The organism is Lachnospiraceae bacterium KGMB03038 (assembly GCA_007361935.1).
Taxonomy (GTDB): domain Bacteria; phylum Bacillota; class Clostridia; order Lachnospirales; family Lachnospiraceae; genus Massilistercora.
Map to the genome: position 1 here is coordinate 185,644 of CP041667.1, position 23,050 is coordinate 208,693.

The 23,050-nt window shown below is 48.5% G+C and carries 15 protein-coding genes, 1 tRNA gene and 3 rRNA genes; 17 read left to right on the plus strand and 2 right to left on the minus strand.

Annotation, left to right across the window (positions count from 1 at the left end):
• Nucleotides 1-33 precede the first annotated feature (33 nt).
• The 3 genes from FND36_00950 to FND36_00960 are packed head-to-tail and all read left to right on the plus strand — an operon-like array spanning nt 34 to nt 3,301.
• The gene (locus FND36_00950) at nt 34-1,080 is read left to right on the plus strand and encodes a LysM peptidoglycan-binding domain-containing protein (GenBank protein QDW72726.1); all 1,047 of its coding nucleotides are present in this window, start codon (nt 34-36) and stop codon (nt 1,078-1,080) included.
• A 52-nt stretch (nt 1,081-1,132) separates the two neighbouring features.
• The gene (locus tag FND36_00955) at nt 1,133-2,377 is read left to right on the plus strand and encodes a hypothetical protein (protein QDW72727.1); all 1,245 of its coding nucleotides are present in this window, start codon (nt 1,133-1,135) and stop codon (nt 2,375-2,377) included.
• Between the two features lie 9 nt (nt 2,378-2,386).
• Complete coding sequence (locus FND36_00960; protein QDW72728.1) at nt 2,387-3,301, plus strand: CvpA family protein; 915 nt, start codon at nt 2,387-2,389, stop codon at nt 3,299-3,301.
• Nucleotides 3,302-3,590: 289 nt separating this feature from the next.
• On the opposite strand, the gene FND36_00965 is transcribed toward FND36_00960, so the two are convergent.
• Complete coding sequence (locus FND36_00965) at nt 3,591-4,880, minus strand: IS30 family transposase (protein ID QDW72729.1); 1,290 nt, start codon at nt 4,878-4,880, stop codon at nt 3,591-3,593.
• Between the two features lie 609 nt (nt 4,881-5,489).
• On the opposite strand from FND36_00965, the gene FND36_00970 reads away from it, so the two are divergent.
• The 11 genes from FND36_00970 to FND36_01020 all read left to right on the plus strand — a co-directional run bounded on the left by FND36_00970 (nt 5,490) and on the right by FND36_01020 (nt 18,970).
• Nucleotides 5,490-7,031 (plus strand): 16S ribosomal RNA (locus FND36_00970).
• A gap of 83 nt (nt 7,032-7,114) precedes the next feature.
• Nucleotides 7,115-7,232 (plus strand): 5S ribosomal RNA (rrf, locus tag FND36_00975).
• Nucleotides 7,233-7,715: 483 nt separating this feature from the next.
• Nucleotides 7,716-10,614 (plus strand): 23S ribosomal RNA (locus tag FND36_00980).
• The 16S, 23S and 5S rRNA genes sit together here with 1 tRNA gene alongside, the layout of an rRNA operon.
• Before the next feature lie 161 nt (nt 10,615-10,775).
• Nucleotides 10,776-10,848 (plus strand) — tRNA-Asn (locus FND36_00985).
• A gap of 134 nt (nt 10,849-10,982) precedes the next feature.
• Nucleotides 10,983-11,879, plus strand: coding sequence for a LysR family transcriptional regulator (locus FND36_00990; GenBank protein ID QDW72730.1), 897 nt, complete (start codon nt 10,983-10,985; stop codon nt 11,877-11,879).
• A 110-nt stretch (nt 11,880-11,989) separates the two neighbouring features.
• On the plus strand, nt 11,990-12,823 hold the full coding sequence (locus FND36_00995) for an SDR family oxidoreductase (GenBank protein ID QDW72731.1): 834 nt from the start codon (nt 11,990-11,992) through the stop codon (nt 12,821-12,823).
• Between the two features lie 147 nt (nt 12,824-12,970).
• On the plus strand, nt 12,971-13,699 hold the full coding sequence (locus FND36_01000) for a M15 family metallopeptidase (protein QDW72732.1): 729 nt from the start codon (nt 12,971-12,973) through the stop codon (nt 13,697-13,699).
• Nucleotides 13,700-13,737: 38 nt separating this feature from the next.
• Nucleotides 13,738-14,400: a response regulator transcription factor gene (locus FND36_01005; GenBank protein ID QDW72733.1), complete on the plus strand. Its 663-nt coding sequence runs from the start codon at nt 13,738-13,740 to the stop codon at nt 14,398-14,400.
• 1 nt (nt 14,401) lies between these two features.
• Nucleotides 14,402-15,388 carry a HAMP domain-containing histidine kinase gene (locus FND36_01010; GenBank protein ID QDW72734.1) on the plus strand — a complete coding sequence of 329 codons (987 nt, stop codon included), beginning with the start codon at nt 14,402-14,404 and terminating at the stop codon, nt 15,386-15,388.
• A gap of 61 nt (nt 15,389-15,449) precedes the next feature.
• A complete protein-coding gene (locus tag FND36_01015) occupies nt 15,450-16,172 on the plus strand; it encodes an ABC transporter ATP-binding protein (GenBank protein QDW72735.1) in 723 nt (240 codons plus the stop codon).
• Between the two features lie 116 nt (nt 16,173-16,288).
• Nucleotides 16,289-18,970, plus strand: a complete 2,682-nt coding sequence (locus tag FND36_01020; protein ID QDW75502.1) for an ABC transporter permease — start codon at nt 16,289-16,291, stop codon at nt 18,968-18,970.
• A 56-nt stretch (nt 18,971-19,026) separates the two neighbouring features.
• On the opposite strand, the gene FND36_01025 is transcribed toward FND36_01020, so the two are convergent.
• Nucleotides 19,027-20,157 carry an oxidoreductase gene (locus FND36_01025; GenBank protein QDW72736.1) on the minus strand — a complete coding sequence of 377 codons (1,131 nt, stop codon included), beginning with the start codon at nt 20,155-20,157 and terminating at the stop codon, nt 19,027-19,029.
• Nucleotides 20,158-20,457: 300 nt separating this feature from the next.
• Here FND36_01025 and FND36_01030 point away from each other — a divergent pair, with 300 nt between their 5' ends.
• From FND36_01030 to FND36_01040, 3 genes are all read left to right on the plus strand, one after another.
• Nucleotides 20,458-21,510 (plus strand): inorganic phosphate transporter, encoded by a 1,053-nt coding sequence (locus tag FND36_01030; GenBank protein QDW72737.1) that lies wholly within the window; start codon nt 20,458-20,460, stop codon nt 21,508-21,510.
• Nucleotides 21,511-21,545: 35 nt separating this feature from the next.
• Nucleotides 21,546-22,169, plus strand: coding sequence for a DUF47 family protein (locus FND36_01035; GenBank protein QDW72738.1), 624 nt, complete (start codon nt 21,546-21,548; stop codon nt 22,167-22,169).
• A gap of 75 nt (nt 22,170-22,244) precedes the next feature.
• Nucleotides 22,245-22,727 carry a zinc ribbon domain-containing protein gene (locus FND36_01040; GenBank protein QDW72739.1) on the plus strand — a complete coding sequence of 161 codons (483 nt, stop codon included), beginning with the start codon at nt 22,245-22,247 and terminating at the stop codon, nt 22,725-22,727.
• The last annotated feature ends 323 nt before the right edge of the window (nt 22,728-23,050 follow it).

Genomic DNA, 23,050 nt, shown 5'->3' on the forward strand with positions numbered 1-23,050 from the left:
GCGGCTGAAATTATGTAAATGAGGTGAGAGTATATGGAAAGACAATTTCCGAAAAATGTCAGGCAGATAGGGAATGTTTGCGATGAGCCTAAGATATATGTGGAAGACTATGTGGACACCTATCTGAACCAACTGCGGACAAAAGCGATGGACATGCCGGTTGGGGCGGTCTTTACAGGAGAAATACAAAAGCTGGAAGAACAGGATGTCGTATACATATCTGGGGCAATACGGATAAAAGAAATCAAGATTAAAGGTACAGATATCCTGATCGAGAAAGATGTCTGGGAACAGGCAGAGGCGGATCGGAAGGAATTCTTTCCAGAATTAGATATCGTGGGATGGTGCCTGGTAGAGACCGGACATCCTATGGGACTGAACCGGGGAGTGAATAAGATACATGGAAAAACATTTGGCAGGGAAAATACCGTTTTTGTATGGAAGGATGCCATGGAGGAGGACGAGCTGTTTTACGCTTATAAGTATGGAGAATTAATGCAGATGGGCGGGCATTATATTTATTATGAAAAAAATCCTGCCATGCAGAATTATATGATCAGTACGAGAAAAAAGATTGGCGTTACACCCAGTGAAGTGGTTGAGGATCGAGCTGCAAAGAATTTTCGTAGTGCCGTAAAGGAACAGATGGAATATAGGGAAAGCCGGCAGAATTCACGGTTTGTCTATGTAATGAGCGTACTTCTGGTGGTGATCGTACTTGCGATTGGTATCTCAGCCATTAATAATTTTGACAAAATGGAAGCAGTACAGCAATCGATAGAAACCCTGTCTCAGTCGGTAGATGGGGAGGCGGAGAAAAGCGAAACGGCAGAAGAGCCGGAAAGCGCCGATGGAAGCGGTCTGGAGAGGGAAGAAGCGGCAGAAGAAGTCGTTTCGCAGGAGGAGGCGGAGGCAGGACTCAGCGAAGAAGATTTCTATACCGTTGAGAAAGGCGACACTCTTGACAGTATCAGCGTAAAGATTTATGGTGATGCCAGCCATGTAGAAGCAATCTGCAAGATGAACGGCCTTTCAGACGGGAATCTCATCTATATCGGCCAAAAACTTCTATTACCATAGTGGGAAATGTGATATACTGTACACAAATGACGAAAATTAAAAGGGGATTTAAATGGCAAACAAAAGAAACAGAAATCTGCATATCGTCAGGGAATCTGAAGGGGAGAAACTGCCGCGGCAGTCTGGAGGGGAGACGGCTTTTGGACAAGCCATGGAAGAACTGGAAGAACAGACAAAACAGAATAAGAAGAAAAAACGCAGGAAGATTTTTATAATAGCAGGATCCGTTTTGGCGGCGGCAGCCGCTGTTTTCCTGGTAATCCATCTTCAGACATATAGTTCGGTGAGAGTGGAGGAAACCTATAAAATAGATGGGGCGGCGGACAGCAGTTATAAAGAGTTCGCCCAAGGCGTCATCAAATACAGCCGCGATGGGATTTCCTATTTGAATACCAAAGGCCAGGAGCAGTGGAATCAGCCCTGCCAGCTTAGTACGCCATTTGTGGATATAAATGGAACAACAGCGGCAGTTGCGGACAAAGGAGGCAATGATATCCTTGTGTTCCAGGAAGACGGACTGAAAGGGGAGATTCAGACCACGCTTCCCATTGAGAAGATCTCTGTGTCCAAGCAGGGGATTGTAAGCGCTATTTTAAGAAATGAAGCCTCTCCGCAGGTAATCTGTTATGACACTGCGGGAAATATCCTGGTAGAGCATCAGGCCTCATTTACAGGAACCGGATACCCGGTAGATGTGTCATTGTCGGACGATGGAGAAGTGATGATGGTCGTTTATCTCAGCGTGGAAGGGGGGAGTTATACTTCATCCGTCGCGTATTACAATTTTGGAGAGTCGGGAGAAGCCAGCAAAGATCATCAGGCGGGCTATAAAGAGTATGAAAATACAGTGCTGGCATCAGGCTTTTTTTTGACGGATTCGGTCTCGGCGGTGGTAGGTGACAACTGCTTCACTTTGTTTGAGGGGAAAGAAAAACCCAAAGAGGTGACGACGGTTTCTTTGGATAAGGAGATCAAAAGTGTTTTTCACAGTGAAAAATATATTGGATTGATACTGAAAAACGAGGGAAAAGGAGGGTATGAACTGTGCCTTTACAATACCTCCGGAAGAAAGGTCATGTCGGAAGACTTTTCCGGCGACTACGGAAATGTGAAGATCTCCGGGGATCAGGTTATTATGTATGAAGGGCGGCAATGCTGTATTTTCCTGCGCAGCGGAGTGAAGAAGTTTGAGGGGGAGACGGAAAATGATATCTTGGAAATTTTCCCCATTGCTGGCGTAAACAAATACATTATGATGAATACAAACGGTATGGAAGACGTACGGCTTGTAAAGTAAGGAGTAGCTATGAATTGGGTTGTATTGACGGTAGGACTGATTTTCTTGCTCTGCATCCTGGTGGGTGTGTATAAAGGGGCTGTAAGGATCGCGGTTTCTTTGGTGACTACGCTGCTGACGCTGGTGATCGTCTTTTTTGCGTCGCCTTTTGTTGCGGGATTGATCGAAGATAAAACTCCTTTGGACGAGGTGATTGAGGATCAAGTGCTATCCACAATGGCTGGAGCGGTAACTTCCCAGGCGGAAGAGACGGAGGGAGAAGGGATTTCAGAAGATACGGTAAGGCGGGCGCTGGATGCCGCGGGGATCAGCGAAGAGACTTTGGAAGAATATGGTATTTCGGTAGATGACATTGTAAACGGAGATATCAGCGGGGATGAACTGGCAGAATATGGGATTTCCAGCGGTCTCCTGGAAGGTCTGACGGGAGAGAGCGCAGAGACCACAGAAGATATGATCGAAAGCGCGGATATTCCAAGAGATGTTCAAATCGCGGCAATAGAAGCGGCAGACTTGCCGGAGATTTTTAAAAACCTTCTGACAGAAAATAATAACGATGAGATATATGAAGATTTGGGAGTCCAGACATTTGCCCAGTATGTGGGAAGTTTTCTGGCGAAATTGATCATAAATATCATTGCGTTCCTGGGTACGTTTGTTTTGGTGTCGCTGGTACTGCGGGCAATTGTGTTCGCGCTGGATATTGTCGCGAATCTTCCGGTGCTCGGTTTGATCAACCGGCTGGCAGGCGGCGCGATAGGAATCGCGGGAGCGTTGATCATCGTGTGGATACTGTTTATCTTTTTAACGCTTTTGTATACCACGTCAATAGGAAAAGAAGCCAGCCAAATGATCCAAGGGAACGGATTTACAAGAATGTTATATGAGTATAATCCGCTTATGAATCTGGCAATAAATTTGTAGCTGAAGTGAAAAGTTTATTTCCACTTTGAAAAACGTCAAAATAAAAGTGGCAATTACTCTTACAAAAATGAGTGATTGCTGCTTTTTCTGTTTTATTAAGTAGAAATAAGTGTTACACTAAATGAAGTAAACAACAGGCTGCTTGAAAAAGACAGGATCTTTGGACATGACAAAAAAGCGGACTTTAGTCGGTGTTTTTAAAGGTGTAGGACTAAATTCCACTTGCTGTGGACGGTATTTTCTTTCTTGGACAGCCGCCTGTTGTTTTTTAATAGGCAGTTTTAATTACTTACTTGTTTCTCTGCTTGAGCAAGTATGGTTTTAAAATAATCTGATCTTTATCAATGGGATGGATGCCAAAAGCCAGCAGTTTTTCGTACAGATCCTGATACATAAATTCCGTCAGTTCCAACGGACTTTTACTGCCAAGCAACTCGCAAGGGGAGGAGTTTACGTGGCTGAGAACCAGATTCAGACTGGACTGGCAGGTCAGCCCGAGTTCTTTCAGATCCGTTCCTTTTGGAAGGATGTAACGGAGTTCTATATGCTTGTTTTCCAACGTGCCTTTTTGCCCTGACTGCATAGGATCGCAGTAAAATACCCTTGTCCGTCTTGTGCCATCAGATGAGGTCTCCATAGCTTCAGCAGCAGAAAACTCCGTCCCACGATCAGTTAGTAAAACATGGACATATCTGCGGAACGATTCTGTGCCAAGGATGGATTCCAGTATGTCAATGCCTTCTTTCATGGAAGCGGAGTTTTTCTCGCTGCGGTATAAAGCGAGAAGAATACCGGCTCTTACAAATTTAAATGTCTGAAGGAAAGGGCCGTTTGTCTCATCGTTATAGACCGTATCCATTTGGACAACAAAGACCTCGGGATGATCGGAGAGATAGGATCGATAATCTTTGTAGGTTCTGCCTTCAAGATACTTTCTATCGGTGCGTTTCTTATAAGTTTTTGCCTTTTTCTTCGGCAGTTTGCGTGATACCTGTCTCCGCAGATCCATGACAGTGATCCCCGCGATCTCGTGGAAAACACCGTTTTCGATATAGTTGTAAAGCGTTTTTTCAGAAATACCGAGTTCCGGATGGTTTGTAACGATCTGATAGGGAGACTGGCCCTGCTTCAGGAGCGGAGCGATAACAGCAGCCATCTGTTTGGCCTCCTGCACTGTAAGATTGACACCTTCCCGGGAGTCGATCAGAGTAGTACGGTAATCCATATGGGCATCTTCCGGAGAGTACTGGTATTTATCAAAACGGCAGCGTGGCCAGTTGGAACAGCCGTTGCAGGCACCAGGGGAGCGGTCGCGCCTTGAGCAGCGGAAAGGACTGTACTCCGGACAGTCAGGAGTACACTGACGGCCATAGACACATTTTTTATAATGAGTGCACTCCAGGGGCATCTTACACTTATGGGTAAGAGTCCTGTGAAGTTTGATCTCTTTGCCAACCGTAGACTTATCCTTGCCGATGGTCTGGGCGATGGCCGTTTTCGTGGAGCCGTTCGTAATGCCGGCGAGAATGATACGACGTTCCTCTAAAGTTAAATGAGAAAAAGAGTTTTGAGTTTTCATAATAGACACCAACCTTTCCGGCGACTGCCTAGCATGAAAAGTGTAAGACTAAATGCTGCATATGGGGAAGTGGAAATGAGTGAAAGACTAAAATCTACTTTTGCCTATTCAAAGTGGAAATAAACTTTTCACTTCAGCCAATAAATTTGTAAAAATAAAAGGGAAGGAAATCCTTGACAATAGATTTGAATGATGGTATTATAAAAATCCGCTGCGGCAACGTAGTGGATTTTTAAACAGTCGAAATAAAAAATAAAAAAGATTGTAGAAAAGTTGTTGACAAGCGATAAAAAGTATGATATCTTATAGAAGTTGTCGCTCGAGACAGCAAAACGGACCTTGATAACTGAACAATAGACACCAACCCTGAAAGATTCTTAAGAGAAGATTCAGAGAACAGCTCCGGCCTGTGAGAGCAGGAGGGAGCGACCCAAGAACAGTAAAAGGGATAAGGAAGCTAGTAAGTTTTCTTGGACCTGGAACGAACTTGAACTTAAAGTCCTATCATAGATGATTCCCGGAACTAAGGTTTGTGAACTACCAAACCTAAGGACCGGGAACTACCAACCGACTAAGGCGCCAAAAGACAGCGCCTAAGTCTATAGGCATTTTATACGAGAGTTTGATCCTGGCTCAGGATGAACGCTGGCGGCGTGCCTAACACATGCAAGTCGAGCGAAGCGCTTATCTTGGATTTCTTCGGAATGACGAGATCTGCGACTGAGCGGCGGACGGGTGAGTAACGCGTGGGTAACCTGCCCTGTACAGGGGGATAACAGTTAGAAATGACTGCTAATACCGCATAAGCCCACAGCTTCGCATGAAGCGGTGGGAAAAACTCCGGTGGTACAGGATGGGCCCGCGTCTGATTAGCTAGTTGGTGAGGTAAGAGCTCACCAAGGCGACGATCAGTAGCCGACCTGAGAGGGTGACCGGCCACATTGGGACTGAGACACGGCCCAAACTCCTACGGGAGGCAGCAGTGGGGAATATTGCACAATGGGGGAAACCCTGATGCAGCGACGCCGCGTGAGCGATGAAGTATTTCGGTATGTAAAGCTCTATCAGCAGGGAAGAAAGTGACGGTACCTGACTAAGAAGCCCCGGCTAACTACGTGCCAGCAGCCGCGGTAATACGTAGGGGGCAAGCGTTATCCGGATTTACTGGGTGTAAAGGGAGCGTAGACGGGAGAGCAAGTCTGAAGTGAAAGCCCAGGGCTCAACCCTGGGACTGCTTTGGAAACTGTTGACCTAGAGTGCTGGAGAGGTAAGTGGAATTCCTAGTGTAGCGGTGAAATGCGTAGATATTAGGAGGAACACCAGTGGCGAAGGCGGCTTACTGGACAGTGACTGACGTTGAGGCTCGAAAGCGTGGGGAGCAAACAGGATTAGATACCCTGGTAGTCCACGCCGTAAACGATGAATACTAGGTGTCGGGTGGCAAAGCCATTCGGTGCCGCAGCCAACGCAATAAGTATTCCACCTGGGGAGTACGTTCGCAAGAATGAAACTCAAAGGAATTGACGGGGACCCGCACAAGCGGTGGAGCATGTGGTTTAATTCGAAGCAACGCGAAGAACCTTACCTGATCTTGACATCCGAGTGGCCGCTCTTTAATCGGAGCTTTCCTTCGGGACACTCGTGACAGGTGGTGCATGGTTGTCGTCAGCTCGTGTCGTGAGATGTTGGGTTAAGTCCCGCAACGAGCGCAACCCTTATCCTTAGTAGCCAGCGGTTCGGCCGGGCACTCTAGGGAGACTGCCAGGGACAACCTGGAGGAAGGTGGGGATGACGTCAAATCATCATGCCCCTTATGACCAGGGCTACACACGTGCTACAATGGCGTAAACAAAGGGAAGCGAGCCTGCGAAGGTGAGCAAAACCCAAAAATAACGTCTCAGTTCGGATTGCAGTCTGCAACTCGACTGCATGAAGCTGGAATCGCTAGTAATCGCGGATCAGAATGCCGCGGTGAATACGTTCCCGGGTCTTGTACACACCGCCCGTCACACCATGGGAGTCAGTAACGCCCGAAGCCGGTGACCCAACCTTGCTAGGAGGGAGCCGTCGAAGGTGGGACTGATAACTGGGGTGAAGTCGTAACAAGGTAGCCGTATCGGAAGGTGCGGCTGGATCACCTCCTTTCTAAGGGAAGAAAGTAGGGGCTGGTGTCTGTTATTCAGTTATCAAAGTCAGAAGGGTCCATAGATCCCGTCAAAAGGAGAGATGGAACTCCTGGTGGCGATGCGCTTAGGGGAAACACCCGTACCCATCCCGAACACGATGGTTAAGCCTTAAGCGGCCGATGGTACTGCACTGGAGACGGTGTGGGAGAGCAGGTGGCTGCCAGGTCAAAAAAGAAAAAAGGCGGGAGCCTTTAGGATAGATACAGGCAAGGAAGGACAACAATCCTTCAGCGCCAACCCGATCAGCAGGGCAGTGCTGTTTTGATAGCTGGTTTTACCAGTGATCAGAGGTTTGAACAAAGGGTTCAGGACTCTGATGACTGATAAAACATCAGTCAGAGAGTGATGGAAGGAAAGAACCTTCAAGTACCGATGTGAGCGCACCTCGAAAATCAGAGATTTTCTCGGTCGCGGCATTTCATGCCAATACATCGGGAAATAGGAAAGCTTATGGAAACAAGTTTCCAACGCTGTCTATTTCCGATGTGCTCCCATCAAAACACATCACGGACGTACCTTGAAAACCGCATACAAGAAAGAATCTCAAAGAAGAAAACGAGACATCCGAGGTAGAGTTTCTGGAGAAGAAACGAGACCAGTCCCGCAAGGGACGAACCTGAAGCCAGCGTTAGTAACGCTATACTGACGTTTTGGTCATGATAGAAAGAGCATATGGTGGATGCCTTGGCACTAAGAGCCGATGAAAGACGTGATAAGCTGCGAAAAGCTTCGGGGAGGAGCAAATATCCAACGATCCGGAGATCTCTGAATGGGGGAACCCACTGGAGCAGACCTCCAGTATCCTTACGCCAATCCATAACGTAAGGAAGGGAACCCGGTGAACTGAAACATCTAAGTAGCCGGAGGAAGAGAAAATAAGAATGATTCCGGGAGTAGCGGCGAGCGGAACCGGAAGAGCCCAAACCAGGGCGCGTGCGCCCTGGGGTTTAGGACCGCGGAAGTGATTCAATGAGCTTAGCAGAATGGTTTTGGGAAAGCCAGCCAGAGAGGGTGAAAGCCCCGTAAGTGAAAAGCGAGTTGACATGGCGGGATCCAGAGTAGGTCGAGACACGTGGAACCTTGACTGAACACGCGGGGACCACCCCGTAAGGCTAAATACTCCTTAGTGACCGATAGCGCATAGTACTGTGAAGGAACGGTGAAAAGGACCCCGGGAGGGGAGTGAAAGAGAACCTGAAACCATATGTTTACAAGCTGTGGAACCACTTTAAAGGTGGGACCGCGTACTTTTTGTAGAACGGTCCGGCGAGTTGCGCTTTCTGGCGAGGTTAAGGGCATAAAGCCTGGAGCCGAAGGGAAACCAAGTCTGAACAGGGCGGATAAGTCAGAGGGAGCAGACCCGAAACCGGGTGATCTATCCATGTCCAGGATGAAGTTGCCGTAAAAGGCAATGGAGGTCCGAACCCACATCCGTTGAAAAGGGTGGGGATGAGGTGTGGATAGGGGAGAAATTCCAATCGAACCCGGAGATAGCTGGTTCTCCTCGAAATAGCTTTAGGGCTAGCCTCATGGGAGTCTTTTGGAGGTAGAGCACTGAATTTCCTAGGGGGCGTCAAAGCTTACCGAAGAATATCAAACTCCGAATGCCAGTAAGATGATCCATGGGAGTCAGACTGTACGAGATAAGTTGGACAGTCGAGAGGGAAAGAGCCCAGACCCGCGGCTAAGGCCCCAAAATGTGTGTTAAGTGGAAAAGGATGTGGGATTTCGAAGACAACTAGGATGTTGGCTCAGAAGCAGCCATACATTCAAAGAGTGCGTAATAGCTCACTAGTCGAGAGGTCCTGCGCCGAAAATGTCCGGGGCTGAAACACACTGCCGAAGCCTGGGGATCAGCCGAGAGCTGATCGGTAGAGGAGCATTGTTAAAGGGAAGAAGCAGTACCGGAAGGAGCTGTGGACTTTTAAGAAGAGAGAATGCCGGAATGAGTAGCGAGAGGAAGGTGGGAATCCTTCCGGCCGAATATCCAAGGTTTCCAGAGTAAAGCTGATCTGCTCTGGGTAAGTCGGGACCTAAGGCGAGGCCGAGAGGCGTAGCCGATGGACAACAGGTTGAGATTCCTGTACCACAATGAGACAGAACTGTGGGGACACGTGTGGAGAGCATGAGCCGGGGATGGAGAACCCGGCGCAAGCGGGGTAGGAGTCTGATAGGCAAATCCGTCAGGCGATCCGAAGACGTGACGCGGACCGAACAAGAGTAGGGAAGCATGTGAGCCATGCGTCAAGAAAAGCCGCTATTGTTTTCATTGTGCCCGTACCGTAAACCGACACAGGTAGATGAGGAGAGAATCCTAAGGCCGACGGGAGAAGCATTGTTAAGGAACTCGGCAAAATGACTCCGTAACTTCGGGAGAAGGAGTGCCTGGGAGACCAGGCCGCAGAGAATTGGCCCAAGCAACTGTTTAGCAAAAACACAGGTCTGTGCGAAACCGAAAGGTGAAGTATACGGGCTGACGCCTGCCCGGTGCTGGAAGGTTAAGGGGAGAGGTTAGCGCAAGCGAAGCTTTGAACTTAAGCCCCAGTAAACGGCGGCCGTAACTATAACGGTCCTAAGGTAGCGAAATTCCTTGTCGGGTAAGTTCCGACCCGCACGAAAGGCGTAATGATTTGGGCGCTGTCTCAACAATGCACCCGGTGAAATTGAAATACCAGTGAAGATGCTGGTTACCCGCGCCAGGACGGAAAGACCCCATGGAGCTTTACTCCAGCTTGATACTGGGATTCGGTATTGCATGTACAGGATAGGTGGGAGACGCTGGAAGCCATGACGCCAGTTGTGGTGGAGTCGCTGTTGGGATACCACCCTTGCAGTATTGGATTTCTAACCAGCGGCCGTGACCCGGCCGGGGGACAATGTCAGGCGGGGAGTTTGACTGGGGCGGTCGCCTCCGAAAGGGTATCGGAGGCGCTCAAAGGTTCCCTCAGAATGGTTGGAAACCATTCGAAGAGTGTAAAGGCAGAAGGGAGCTTGACTGTGACACCGACGGGTGGAGCAGGTACGAAAGTAGGACTTAGTGATCCGGTGGTATTAAGTGGGAATGCCATCGCTCAACGGATAAAAGCTACCCTGGGGATAACAGGCTTATCACTCCCAAGAGTTCACATCGACGGAGTGGTTTGGCACCTCGATGTCGGCTCATCGCATCCTGGGGCTGAAGTAGGTCCCAAGGGTTGGGCTGTTCGCCCATTAAAGCGGTACGCGAGCTGGGTTCAGAACGTCGTGAGACAGTTCGGTCCCTATCCGGCGTGGGCGCAGGAGATTTGAGAGGAGCTGTCCTTAGTACGAGAGGACCGGGATGGACTGGCCGCTGGTGAACCTGTTGGGCTGCCAAGCGCATAGCAGGATAGCCAAGCCGGGAGGGGATAAACGCTGAAGGCATCTAAGCGTGAAGCCCCCCTCAAGATGAGATCTCCCTAACATAAGTTAGTAAGACCCCTTGAAGACGACGAGGTAGATAGGGCGGAGGTGGAAGTGCAGTAATGTATGGAGCTGACCGCTACTAATCGGTCGAGGGCATGACCAAGAGCAAAGAGAGCGGGCTGGATGTTGCAGCCAATGAAAGAGCTTTCAAGCGGAGGCGGAAGGTACGGATGATTTCTTGTATGCAGTTTTCAGGGTATGTGAGACACGACCTGTGAGAGCAGGGAGTGTTTTCGTTTATCCGGGGAAAAATAAAATAGGATGATCCTCCTTAGCTCAGTCGGTAGAGCACTCGGCTGTTAACCGAGTTGTCGTTGGTTCGAGTCCAACAGGGGGAGCTGGAAGACCTCATGTCAGTTTTACGACATGAGGTTTTTTTGTGGAGTTAAGGCGGATAATTGACGGATTCCTTTTCCCTCTGCTAGACTGTAACAGTAGGATATATACAGTTAATGAGAGGGAGGAAAGTCCTTTGCTGTTAAGACAGATGAAATATTTTGCGGCGGTTGTAGATCAGAATAGCTTTACAGAGGCGGCGGAACAATGTTACATTTCCCAATCGGCGATTTCCCAGCAGATCAAAGCGTTAGAGAAAGAACTTGGGGTTGAGCTTTTATACAGGGAGAACCGCAGTTTTTCTTTGACGGCTGCGGGGGAATATTTTTATCGCCAAAGTAAGGGGATACTAGAGGAAATTGAAGCGATGCAACGGGAAACAGTTCGGATCGGACAAGAAGATGAGAGTCGTCTTAGAATCGGATACTTGAGAAGTTACAGCGGCTTAGAGCTTCATCAGGCGGTAGCGGAGTTTTCTCAAATCTATCCGGAAGTTCCAATTACGATTGTAAATGGTACACATGAAGAGTTATACGATCTTCTGCGGTTTGGCAAAATAGATCTAGTGCTGACAGACCAGCGAAGGGCATTTTCCGATGAATATATTAACTATCAGTTGCTGCAATGCGGCTGCAATGCGGAAGTATCCTTAAGAAATCCGATCAGTGGGAAGGAACATATAGAGTTAGAGGAATTAAAACATACCCCTTGTATCCTGATTTCTTCTAAGGAACAGCAGAAAGAAGAGGAGGATTATTATAAGAATACCCTGGGAATTGGGAGCAGCTTTCTATTTGCGGAGAGTTTGGAAGAAGGACGATTGATGGTGGCGGGAAACAGAGGATTTCTTCCGGTTGAAGAAGCGGGAAGTCTTCCGCCTGAAGGCCCTGCGGTCCGCAGAGTTCCGATCACCAGGAATGGAAGGCGGATGCAGAGAAATTACTGCGTATTTTGGAAAAAAGATCAAACAAATTACTATATGGAAGAATTTGCGGAGATACTGCGTAAACTGCTTCTGGATAAAGAGGTTTAATAGAGGATGGAAGTCGGATAAGTAATACTTATAAGAAGGATTCATAACTGGAATTGCTCATTTCTCCTGAAGGCGTAAAATAGAACTCGGATAAAGGAGGAAGCTTCAAGATGAAGAAAGATGTAATGATTTTGACAGGAGCAGGCCAGATTGGTATGGCGATCGCGCGCCGGATGGGATATGGAATGAAGATCATTATCGGAGATAAGAAACCGGAGAACGGAGCGGCAATCGCCAGGATCATGAATGAAGCGGGATTTGACACAGAGGCTTTGGAGATGGATCTTTCTTCCAGGGAATCTATCAAAAAGCTGATCGCCAAGGCGCAGGAGTATGGCGACATCACCATGCTGGTGAACGCGGCAGGCGTATCTCCAAGCCAGGCGCCAGTCGAGGCGATTTTGAAAGTGGATCTGTATGGCACAGCCGTGCTTTTAGAGGGAGTGGGGCAGGTGATCAAAGAAGGCGGCGTTGGAGTGACTATCTCCAGCCAATCCGGACACCGGATGCCGGCGCTTACACCGGAGGAAGATGAACAGCTTGCATGTACGCCCACAGAAGAACTTCTGAATCTGACGATCCTTCAACCAGAGAATATCAGAGATACGCTGCATGCTTATCAGATAGCAAAGCGCTGTAATGAGAAACGAGTCATGGCCGAGTCTGTGAAATGGGGAGAGAAAGGCGCGCGGATCAACTCTATCTCTCCGGGGATTATCGTGACCCCTCTGGCGATTGATGAATTCAATGGTCCCCGTGGGGATTTCTACAAGAATATGTTCGCCCAATGCCCGGCGGGCCGCCCTGGAACCGCGGATGAAGTGGCTAATGTGGCGGAGCTTCTTATGAGTGATAAAGGGGCGTTTATCACCGGAGCGGATTTCCTGATCGATGGAGGCGCTACAGCCTCATACTTTTATGGCCCTTTGAAGCCGGAAGAATAGAAACAGAAGATAGAAACGGAGGAAACAGCCGATTGGTTGATGGCAGACCAATCGGCTGTTTTTATTTTTTATCACTAACTTTTTGAGAATCAGGATGGTTATACATAATAGGAAACCAATTTCTACATTCGTATGGAGGTGATGAAGATGAGCAGATACCGAAGAAGCAGAAAAAGAAAAGCCTTTTTAAAGCAAATCCTGACGGTCCTGCTGCTGGTGATCTTTGGGACGGCATTTATACGGGTGGGGTATTCGCTGATCGTTCAAGGGGAGACCCCGATGCTGAATATTTTAAGCGCCAGGACGAAAGAAGCAGATACCTCTCTGGGCTGGAATCTGATCCTTGTGAATAGAGACAACCGGGTTCCCGACGGATATAAGGTAGAACTTACAGAGTTATCCAATGGTGAGAAGGTGGATTCGAGAATATATCCATCACTGCAGAAGATGTTCGATGACGCAAGGGCCTCCGGGCTGGAGCTGTTCGTAAGAGAAGGATACAGGACCAGGCAGGAGCAAAAAACAATCATGGAAGAAAGAATACAGAAGTACCAGGAAGAAGGATATTCGCGAAGAGAAGCCCAAAAGCTTGCAAAAGAATATGTGGCGGCTCCGGGGACCAGTGAGCATGAATTGGGGATCAGTGTTGATATCAATGCGGATAACTCCAAGTGTTCCTCAGACGCCGTCTATGCGTGGCTTGCGAAAAACGCTCATAAGTACGGATTTATCAAAAGGTACCCTTCTGATAAAACAGAGATCACCGGAACTAAGAATGAACCCTGGCATTACCGGTATGTGGGGAAGAAAGCGGCGGCGGAAATGCTGGAAAAAGGGCTGTGTTTAGAAGAATACATAGAACAGTTTTATAATTAAATTTGACGAATCTTCCGTTTGCGTCTATGATGGATGCCATGATGATTGGAATTATTGAAGACGACAAATTACTGAATCAGGCATTGGAAATCTTTTTGCGCAAGGAAGGATATGACACGATCTGTCTGCATAGCAGGAAGGAAGCGCTGGCCCGGCTGACCGGAAAAGAGGATCTTTTTCTGATCGACATTGGTCTGCCGGATGGGGACGGTATTCTTCTGTATCAGGAGCTGCGGGAAAAAGGAGAAGTTCCGGCTGTTTTTCTGACTGCAAGGGACGAAGAGACAGACATGCTGAAAGCATTTGAAGGGGGCGCCGAGGATTATGTGGTCAAGCCTTTTTCCATGAAGGTGTTATTGAAACGGATACAGGTGGCGCTTAGGAGAAAGGAAGGACGAAGGCTTCTGACCTGCCGGGATCTGACGTTGGATCTGGACCGGAAGCAGGCGCTGATAAACGGCCAGGAGATTTCCCTGACAGGGAGAGAATATCAGCTTCTGGAATATTTTATGAGAAATCAGGGCCAGGTGCTGACTAAGGAAAATATTTTAGATCAAGTCTGGGGCCTAGACGGAGCGTTCGTGGTAGATAACACGGTCAGTGTGACGGTTAACCGTCTGCGTAAGAAGATCGAGCTGGATGGAGAGGGCCCGGTATATCTGAAAAATGTATTTGGTTTGGGCTACCGGATGGGGGAGTAGTATGGGAGAAGTAATTTTAACTCTGGCTGTTTTAGCGGGAATCCTGGCTGGCGCCGGAATGATGCGGAGGTATCAGAGCAAATGTCGGATGGAGGAACTGCAGAGAATTTCCCGCCTGGCAGATGAGATTTTGGAGGGTCGGAAGCTTTCGGCGGCGTTGTCAGGGGAAGATACATTTCCGGCCAAGATCGAGCATCAGATGGTACGGCTGCAGGAAGTGCTGGAAGGAAAGAGCAGGGAAGCTGAGAAGAGCCGAAGAGAGATCCAGAAGCTGATTTCGGAGACGGCCCACCAGATGCGCACGCCCCTTGCCAATATGGAGACATACGCGGAGCTGTTAAGAGGGGCGCTGGAGGAAGAAAGAGAGGCTTCCCCACAGAGTTCAGCCATGTCAGAAGTAGATGATGTTTTCCGTTATCTGTCTGCTTTGGAGGAAAGCAGAGATAAACTGCGGTTCCTTGTGGAGAACTTTATCAAAATGTCCCGCCTGGAACAAGGGCTGATCCAGATCCGAAAGGAAGAGACGGACATTTTAAAGACGGTGCAGAATACTTTGGGACAGATCCAGAGCCAGGCGGAAGAGAAACAGATTGATCTTGCCATTGATCTTCCGCGGGAAGCCCGGTGTCCCCATGATGGAAACTGGCTGGGGGAAGCGGTCTATAATCTTCTGGACAACGGGGTAAAATATAGCCCTGTCCAAGGGAAGCTCAAGGTGTGCGTCCTGAAGAATGAGATGTTTCTGAAAATACGGGTAGAAGACAAGGGAATTGGAATCGAGCCGGGAGAAGAGGCGGAGATCTTCCGGCGCTTTTATCGGGGAAAGCGGGTGAAAAACCAGGAGGGATTTGGTATCGGCCTTTACCTTGCCAGAGAAATCGTGAACAGACACGGAGGATTTCTGACGGCAAAACGGATGGAACCGGGGCTTAGGATGGAGATCAGTCTGCCGGTATCCGATTTCCAGAGGAAAGATACGGCTTGTTAGAAGTTTGTTAGATTTATCCCGTATACTTAAGAAAAACAGCAGAAGACGGGAGTGTATGTTGATGGAGATGGTAAAGGCCGTGGGCCTGAAAAAATATTATCAGATGGACACATATGAAGTCCGCGCCCTGGATGGAGTGTCGTTTGCCGTGCAGGAAGGAGAATTCCTAGCTGTTGTGGGTACTTCGGGAAGCGGGAAGACCACACTTTTAAATATGCTGGGAGGATTGGACGTGCCTACGGCGGGAGGCGTGTGGATACGCGGAAACAGCTTAAAGGACATGGGGCGGGAAGAGCGGACCGTCTTTCGCCGGAGAAACATTGGTTTTGTATTTCAGCAGTATAATTTGATCCCAGCCATTACCGTCTATGAGAATATGGTCCTGCCATTGAGACTGGATGGGATGGAAATTGACCAGGATTTCCTGGAAGAGATTGTCGCTGTGCTGGGAATCCGAGAGCTTTTTGAGCGTCTGCCGGAGACTTTGTCCGGGGGACAGCAGCAAAGAGCGGCGATCGGGCGGGCTCTTTTGACAAAGCCGGCTGTCCTGCTGGCAGATGAGCCGACCGGGAACTTAGATTCCGTCACCAGCATGGAAGTGATGGGACTATTGAAATCCTGTGCCGCCAGATTTCACCAGACGGTTCTGGTAGTGACACACCAAGAAGAAATAGCCCAGATGGCGGACCGCCTCCTTCGGATCGAAGACGGGAGGATCGTGTATACAGGACAAAATGGATGTGCTGGGCAGAAGGGGGGACATACATGCAAAGAAGAGGCGTGACCCCCAACGACAACGGTTCCGTCATCCAGATGCTTTCGAAGAAAATGGGAGCTTACAATCGGAGCAGAAATCGCCTTCTGCTGGGAGCGGTGGTTTTAAGCATCGTGTCACTGACGGTGGTTTTCGGTCTGGCATATGGCAGGGCACAGGCGGAGTATCAAAGGAGTATCAGAGAGGCGGGAACGACCGCTTCAGCCTGTATTCAGAATGGGGACCAGTCTCAGTATGAGAAGGCAAGGGCTCTTAGTTATATCAGGCAGGCGGGACGACGTGTGACGGCGGGAACCGCGGAGAAAACAGCCGAAGACGCAAAGGCAGTTTCAGTCTGTACCGTCCAATGGCTGGACCCCGGCGCGTGGGAGAAGATCGTCAGCCCGGCGTATACCGACATTTACGGAGAATATCCAGAGAAACCCCAGGAGATCCTGCTGTCCAAGCGGGCGCTCCAGAAGCTTGGCATCAAAGATCCTCAGATGGGGATGGAGATTACAGTGGATGTTTCCATTGGCCTCTTTCAAAAGGGAAAAGAGACCTTTACACTATGCGGCTGGTTTACGGATCATGTCAAAGAGACACAGCGCTCCGCGCCCGGATATATCTCTTTCGCAAAGCTGGAAGGATGGGGCTATCATGTCCATGAAGACGCGGATATCCTGCTGTGTCCCTTAGAACGCCTGAACTGGAGGGAAGTAGAAGAACGGTTATACGAAGATATCCCAATTAGAGACGGGCAGCAGCAGCTTACCGTTTCTGAATCGGCCGCTTATGAGGCGGTAAGGGAAATGGCAGGGGGATTCGAGATGGCGGCGGGTGCCGCTTTGATCATTTTATGCGGGATTTTCTTTTTGATCCACAATGTGATGCAGATCTCCCTGATCAGCGACGTCAGGCAGATGGGGCTTTTGAATCTCATTGGGACTACGGAAAAACAGATCCGCCGGATCTATTATAGGCAGATCCTGCGGATACTGGTTCCGGGAGTGCTCCTGGGAGCGGGGATCTCCCTTGTGCTCCTGTTGTTCCTGCTTCCGCATGGTCTGGGAGAACAGTATTTAAGCAGCTATGGAGGGGCGGTGCATCTGCGGGTTTTCCGTCCTTGGATCCTGGCGGCCGCAATCCTGCTGTCCGCCGCGCTTCTGCTTGGTTCGGCGGCAGAAGTGATCTGGCACGTGGCCAGCCGGTCCTGTGTGGAAAATACACGGTACACGGCGCTGAACACAAAGAAGGCCAGGCGGAAGAAAAAAGACAAAAAGCGAAATCACTATGCAAAAAAACGCGGTGAGAGGGCAGAGATCTTTTTGATGGCCTGGCAGAATGTGACACGGTATAAGAGCCGTTTTATCCGAACAGTCCTATCTCTGTTCCTTGGGATGGAAGCGCTTCTTGGGGCGGTTGTGATCTCGTCGGGAAGTGATCCAGCCAATGCGATCAAAGAGCGGCCGGATTTCCTGATCGCCGGACAATTCAGCCAGTGGGCGCAGGAAGAGGGATATGGAAGGGAGTATCAGTCCCGGGATGGGGGAGAAGATCCATTGGAGAGCGAAGGAAGCGGGATGGCGCTTCTCTATGACAATGAGTATGACGAATTTTCCCCTATTTCCCCGGAAGTAAGGAAGAGACTTTTGAGCCTGGATGGAGTGGATCAGGAGACTTCTTCTCTTGTAGAGGGCGCTTATCTGTACTCCGTGATCTCCAGAAAGGGATGGCGTCCCCTGGCCAATGATAGGAATGAGGAAGCATCGGAAAATGAAATGATCGAAGGCCCAGATCCAGATGTGGTCCAGATCTTAAGTGAGGAAGAAATCGAAGAACTGAAAACCTATGCAAAGAAGCATCAGATCCCGGCAGACATGAAGAGCCTGGAGGAAGGAACGGGGGTATTGATCCTTCACGATCATAGGTTGTCCAGGCAGCAGGAAGCCGCGGCCAGAGAGAGCATTGGAGAGCCGATGTATTTTGCCACGCTTCCGGCGAAGGCGGATCTCATAAAATGGAATCAGATGGGTGAGAAAGAGCGGGAAGAGTGGGCCAAAGGAGATGGATTTGCCAGGAAACGTTCAGAACCATTTGCCATAAGCGGATATCTGGACAGCCTGGCGGAAGGATTTCCAGATATCGCCCGGACCTGGCACGGAGCAGAAGGCACGATCTACTATCTGATCAGTCAGCAGGGATTCGCCCGGATTCCCACAGATAAGAAGACCCTTACCATGGAACTGGAGCTTAAAAAAGAAGACGGCGCAGGCGGGAAGCCGCAAGAAGATCAAACAAGACAAGAGACACAGACAAAAACCCAGATCGGTCAGATCATTGAGGTGGAGAACCAGAGACGCGCCCAGATCAGAGATACCGGATTGGAAAAGGGAACTGGTGAAGCGGGAATCTTCTGTATCAGTAAGTCTGATCTGTTGGAAGAGGCTGCGGCTTATATCCGGGGCAGCCGGTTGATCTTCGGGAGTATCAGCGCCGTGCTTTTGTGCGCGGGCCTGGTAAATTTCTTTCATGTTATGGCGGCGGGAATCTTATCGCGGAAAAAGGAACTGGAAATCCTGGAAAGTATTGGGATGACGAAGAGACAAAAGCGTCTGATGTTTCTGGCGGAAGGGGGCTGGTACTGTGTTGTGACGGCGGCGCTGCACCTAAGCATTGGAAGCTGGATTCTTGCGTTGATCCGACATTATATGGAGCAGAGACTTTCGTATTTTGTATTTCACTATCCGATGGGATGGACCGCGCTGCTGCTGACAGGTCTGACGGCTATCTGCTTATCTGCCGCGGCGGTGTTTTCGAAAAAATGACAGATTAGGCGCGGCATCGTCGCTTTTGGGCGATGCCACGCCCCAAATTTAAAATATTAAGAGTTTAATTTGGCATTAAAATCAGCCATTACTTCTGAAATTTTGATCTGCTGCGGACAGACAGCCTCGCAGCTTCGACAGCCGACACAGGCAGAAGGCTGTTTGTCTTCTGGCATGGCTTCCAATGTAAACCGAGCCATAGCTCCGCCGCCGGAAAGGGTATGTTCATTGTATATCCGGATGAGTCCGGGGATATCCAGCTCTTGAGGGCAATGGCTGGTGCAGTAATGGCAGGCGGTACAGGGAACGCCGTTGGCCATGTGATAAGCGATGTCAAAAAGGGTTTTCTGCTCCTGCTCATTCAATGGCTCTTCCGTCTGGAAGGTTTGGATGTTGTCCTGGAGCTGTTGGAAATCAGACATTCCAGACAGGATCATAGTTACGCTTGGGAGAGTCTGAAGGAAACGGAACGCCCATCCGGGTACGCTTTCCGCTGGCCGCAGGGACTGCAGTTTCTTTGTATCCTCTTCCGAGAGGGAGGCAAGACGCCCGCCCCGGAGCGGTTCCATGACCCAGACGGGAATCTGGTAAGACTCCAGCAGTTCAACTTTTTCTCTGGCGCTTTGGAAATCCCAGTCCAGATAGTTGATCTGAAGCTGGCAGAATTCCATGTGATCGCCGTAAGCTTCCAGGAAACGCTTGATCACATCCAGATTTCCATGAGCGGAAAATCCAAGATGGCGGATGCGGCCATTTTCTTTCTGTTTCATCAGATAGGAGAAGACTCCATATTTTTCATCATCCAAATAAGCATCGATATTCATCTCCCAAACATTGTGGAAGAGATAAAAATCAAAATAGTCTACCTGGCATTTTTCTAATTGCTTCTCGAAGATTTCCTCAACCTTAGTCATGTTGGAAAGATCGTATCCAGGGAATTTGCTGGCAAGATAGAAGCTATCGCGGGGATAAGATTTCAGGATTCGGCCCATGACAGTCTCCGAGTTCCCATTATGGTATCCCCAGGCAGTATCATAATAATTGATGCCCTGATCCATAGCATAAGAAACCATGCGGGCAGCGGATTCTTCATCAATGCGAGAGTCGTCCCCGTTGATACAGGGAAGACGCATAGTCCCAAGTCCAAGAGCCGAGAGGCTTAAGTCTTTAAATTTTTTGTAGATCATCTTTTTTCCTCCTTCCATACTAATCAGTATATCACTGAGAATAAAAACAGGCTACTTTTTTCGGTCATGCGGGACGTCTTGTTAATCTGCCGCTAAGATATATAAGATCCGGGAAAGACATATTGACACCGTGTATTTTGCAATGTTATATTCAAGTTAAATCTTTGTAAAGTGACAGGAGGAAGGCGAAGTATTCATACGAGCAGGTGTTTTGATGTAAGACTCAGGCGAAATTCGTTTTCCTGCTGTCATTTTGCTGTAATAAAAAGATTTTAAACAAAGAGATAAAGAGGGAAAAATATGGATGTATCATTTTCGAGTTTCTGCCAAGAGGTTTTCTCTAATCCGGTCATGGCAGTGACTGTCGTACTGACACTGGGAGTGATCTTCGTCAACGGATGGACGGATGCCCCAAATGCGATCGCCACATGTGTCTCGACCCGATGTCTAAAAGTGCGGACGGCGATCTGGATGAGCGCGGCATTTAATTTCCTTGGCGTGCTGGTAATGACCAAGATCAATAGTTCTGTGGCTTCTACGATCAGTAATATGGTGGATTTTGGAGGAGAGACCACGGATGCGCTGATGGCATTGTGCGCGGCGCTGTTTTCGATTGTTGTTTATAGTGTGGCGGCCTCGATGTTTGGGATTCCCACCAGTGAAAGCCACAGCCTGATCGCCGGCCTTTCCGGCGCCGCGATCGCGGTCCAGGGGGGCGTTGGAGGCATTAATTTTGAGGAATGGGTGAAGGTGCTTTATGGACTGGTCTTGAGCCTGGCGCTTGGGTTCTTTACCGGCTGGGTGATCTGTAAAGGGATTGCGGCTGTCTGCGCCGCGGCGGATAGAAGGAAGGCCAATCGTTTCTTCAAAGCGGGACAGATTTTCAGCGCGGCCTTTATGAGCTTTATGCATGGCGCTCAGGATGGCCAGAAGTTTATCGGTGTATTGTTCCTTGGTGTAGCGTTCTGTAATGGACAGAATAGTGTGGAAGGGATGCTCATTCCAGTGTGGCTGATGATATTATGTTCTACTGTGATGGGTGTTGGGACCAGCGTAGGCGGAGAAAAGATTATCAAATCTGTAGGGATGGATATGGTAAAACTAGAGAAATTCCAAGGATTTTCGGCAGATCTAGCCGGATCGATCTGTCTGCTTTTGGCGAGTGTATTCGGAATCCCGGTGTCCACAACCCACACAAAAACGAGCGCGATCATGGGAGTGGGAGCGGTAAAACGGCTTTCGGCCATTAATTTTGGTGTGGTAAAGGATATGATGCTGACCTGGATATTTACCTTTCCAGGCTGTGGTCTGATCAGTTTCTTTATGGTAAAAATCTTTATATTTGTATTTTAGAAGATAAATAACGAGAAGTTCTAGGAGGAAAGAAAATGGCAAAGAAACAAGATGCGTATTATTTTGATAATTTTGTGGCATGTGCGGAAGAATCCTGCCACGCGGCGCATTTGCTCAGAGATGTTCTGGGAAATTTCAAACAGGAAGAACTTTCCGCAAAGCTGGACGCCATGCATGAAATCGAGAATAGGGCTGACGGAAAGAAGCATGAGGTGATGGACAGGCTGGCAAAAGAATTTATCCCACCGATCGAGCGTGAAGATATCATCGAATTATGCCAGCATCTGGACGACCTTACAGATAAGATCGAAGATGTCCTGCTTCGGGTCTATATGAATAATGTGACGGAGATTGAGGAAGACGCGGTAGAAATGACGGATATCATTATCCGCTGCTGTGAAGCTGTAAAGGAACTTTTGAAGGAATTTGCGGACTTTAAACACTCAAAGAAGTTAAAAGAGCAGATCATACGGATCAACGATTTGGAAGAAGAGGCGGACCGCCTTTATATGTCCAGTATGAGAAAACTTCATACAGAAACAACAGAGCCGCTCCATATCATAGCCTGGAGGGAAATCTACAGTTATCTGGAACACTGCGCGGACGCTTGTGAACACGCGGCGGATGTGGTAGAAAGCGTCGTGATGAAAAATTCTTAAAAATTTAAGAAACTATAAAACCAAAAGTCTTTCACATTCGTCTATAGGGTATCAAGAGCAAAGGAGAATTGAGAAATGGAAAGATATTGTAAAAAATGTGGGAACCTTCTTATAGACGGAGCGAAATTCTGCGGAGCCTGCGGGACTCCCATTGAAGAGGCGGCTCTAAACCAGGAGGATCAGAAGAAGGAAGAAACAAAAGCAAAAATGGTACAGGGAGCAAAGATCATTGGATCGGCATCAGCAAGCGCGCTGAAAGGAGCGATAAAATGGTCGGCTGGAGCGGCAGTGGCAATGGCCAATATTTCTACTGGCGGCTCTATGTATCACCGGGAATCAGCCATGAGAGATGCGGGAAAGAGCAGGAGTGATTTTAAGAATGCCGCCAGGAAGTTAAAAGCTTTGAAAAATCTGAAGGCAGATACACAAATCCCTCAGGATGTAAAAGAAACGAACGCGGAATTCTACGAAAAGAACTATGATCCGGCGTTGGATGACATGGACTCCCTGGAGCACTGGTCTGGATTTAGGAACGAGGACGGTTCTTATTCTGATTGATGTAATGGGCAAAAAAGGGCTTGTTTCTCTTAGGAGAAGCAGGCTCCTTTAATTTGCGAAATATTTTGGAGAAAAATAAAACAGAAAATAGTGCCATAAAAAAAGAAAAGAGAAAAAACAATATATTTATATAAAAATATATTGACAATAATAAGATAAGGTGTTATATTAAATATACAAAATAACAGTGATTCATTACAAGACAGACGCGAGCTGTAAGTAATGAACAGTTATTTTCATCAACATATATGTTGAAGAGGATTTCCCGGAAGAAGAAATGCAGCGTGCATCGGGGAAGAAAATCTAAGAAAGGAAGGTACGGA

Coding starts and splice junctions, on each gene's coding strand:
- FND36_00950 (QDW72726.1), top strand. CDS start 34: ATGGAAAGACAATTTCCGAAAAATGTCAGGCAGATAGGGAATGTTTGC.
- FND36_00955 (QDW72727.1), top strand. CDS start 1,133: ATGGCAAACAAAAGAAACAGAAATCTGCATATCGTCAGGGAATCTGAA.
- FND36_00960 (QDW72728.1), top strand. CDS start 2,387: ATGAATTGGGTTGTATTGACGGTAGGACTGATTTTCTTGCTCTGCATC.
- FND36_00965 (QDW72729.1), bottom strand. CDS start 4,880: ATGAAAACTCAAAACTCTTTTTCTCATTTAACTTTAGAGGAACGTCGT.
- FND36_00995 (QDW72731.1), top strand. CDS start 11,990: ATGAAGAAAGATGTAATGATTTTGACAGGAGCAGGCCAGATTGGTATG.
- FND36_01000 (QDW72732.1), top strand. CDS start 12,971: ATGAGCAGATACCGAAGAAGCAGAAAAAGAAAAGCCTTTTTAAAGCAA.
- FND36_01005 (QDW72733.1), top strand. CDS start 13,738: ATGATGATTGGAATTATTGAAGACGACAAATTACTGAATCAGGCATTG.
- FND36_01010 (QDW72734.1), top strand. CDS start 14,402: ATGGGAGAAGTAATTTTAACTCTGGCTGTTTTAGCGGGAATCCTGGCT.
- FND36_01015 (QDW72735.1), top strand. CDS start 15,450: ATGGAGATGGTAAAGGCCGTGGGCCTGAAAAAATATTATCAGATGGAC.
- FND36_01025 (QDW72736.1), bottom strand. CDS start 20,157: ATGATCTACAAAAAATTTAAAGACTTAAGCCTCTCGGCTCTTGGACTT.
- FND36_01030 (QDW72737.1), top strand. CDS start 20,458: ATGGATGTATCATTTTCGAGTTTCTGCCAAGAGGTTTTCTCTAATCCG.
- FND36_01035 (QDW72738.1), top strand. CDS start 21,546: ATGGCAAAGAAACAAGATGCGTATTATTTTGATAATTTTGTGGCATGT.
- FND36_01040 (QDW72739.1), top strand. CDS start 22,245: ATGGAAAGATATTGTAAAAAATGTGGGAACCTTCTTATAGACGGAGCG.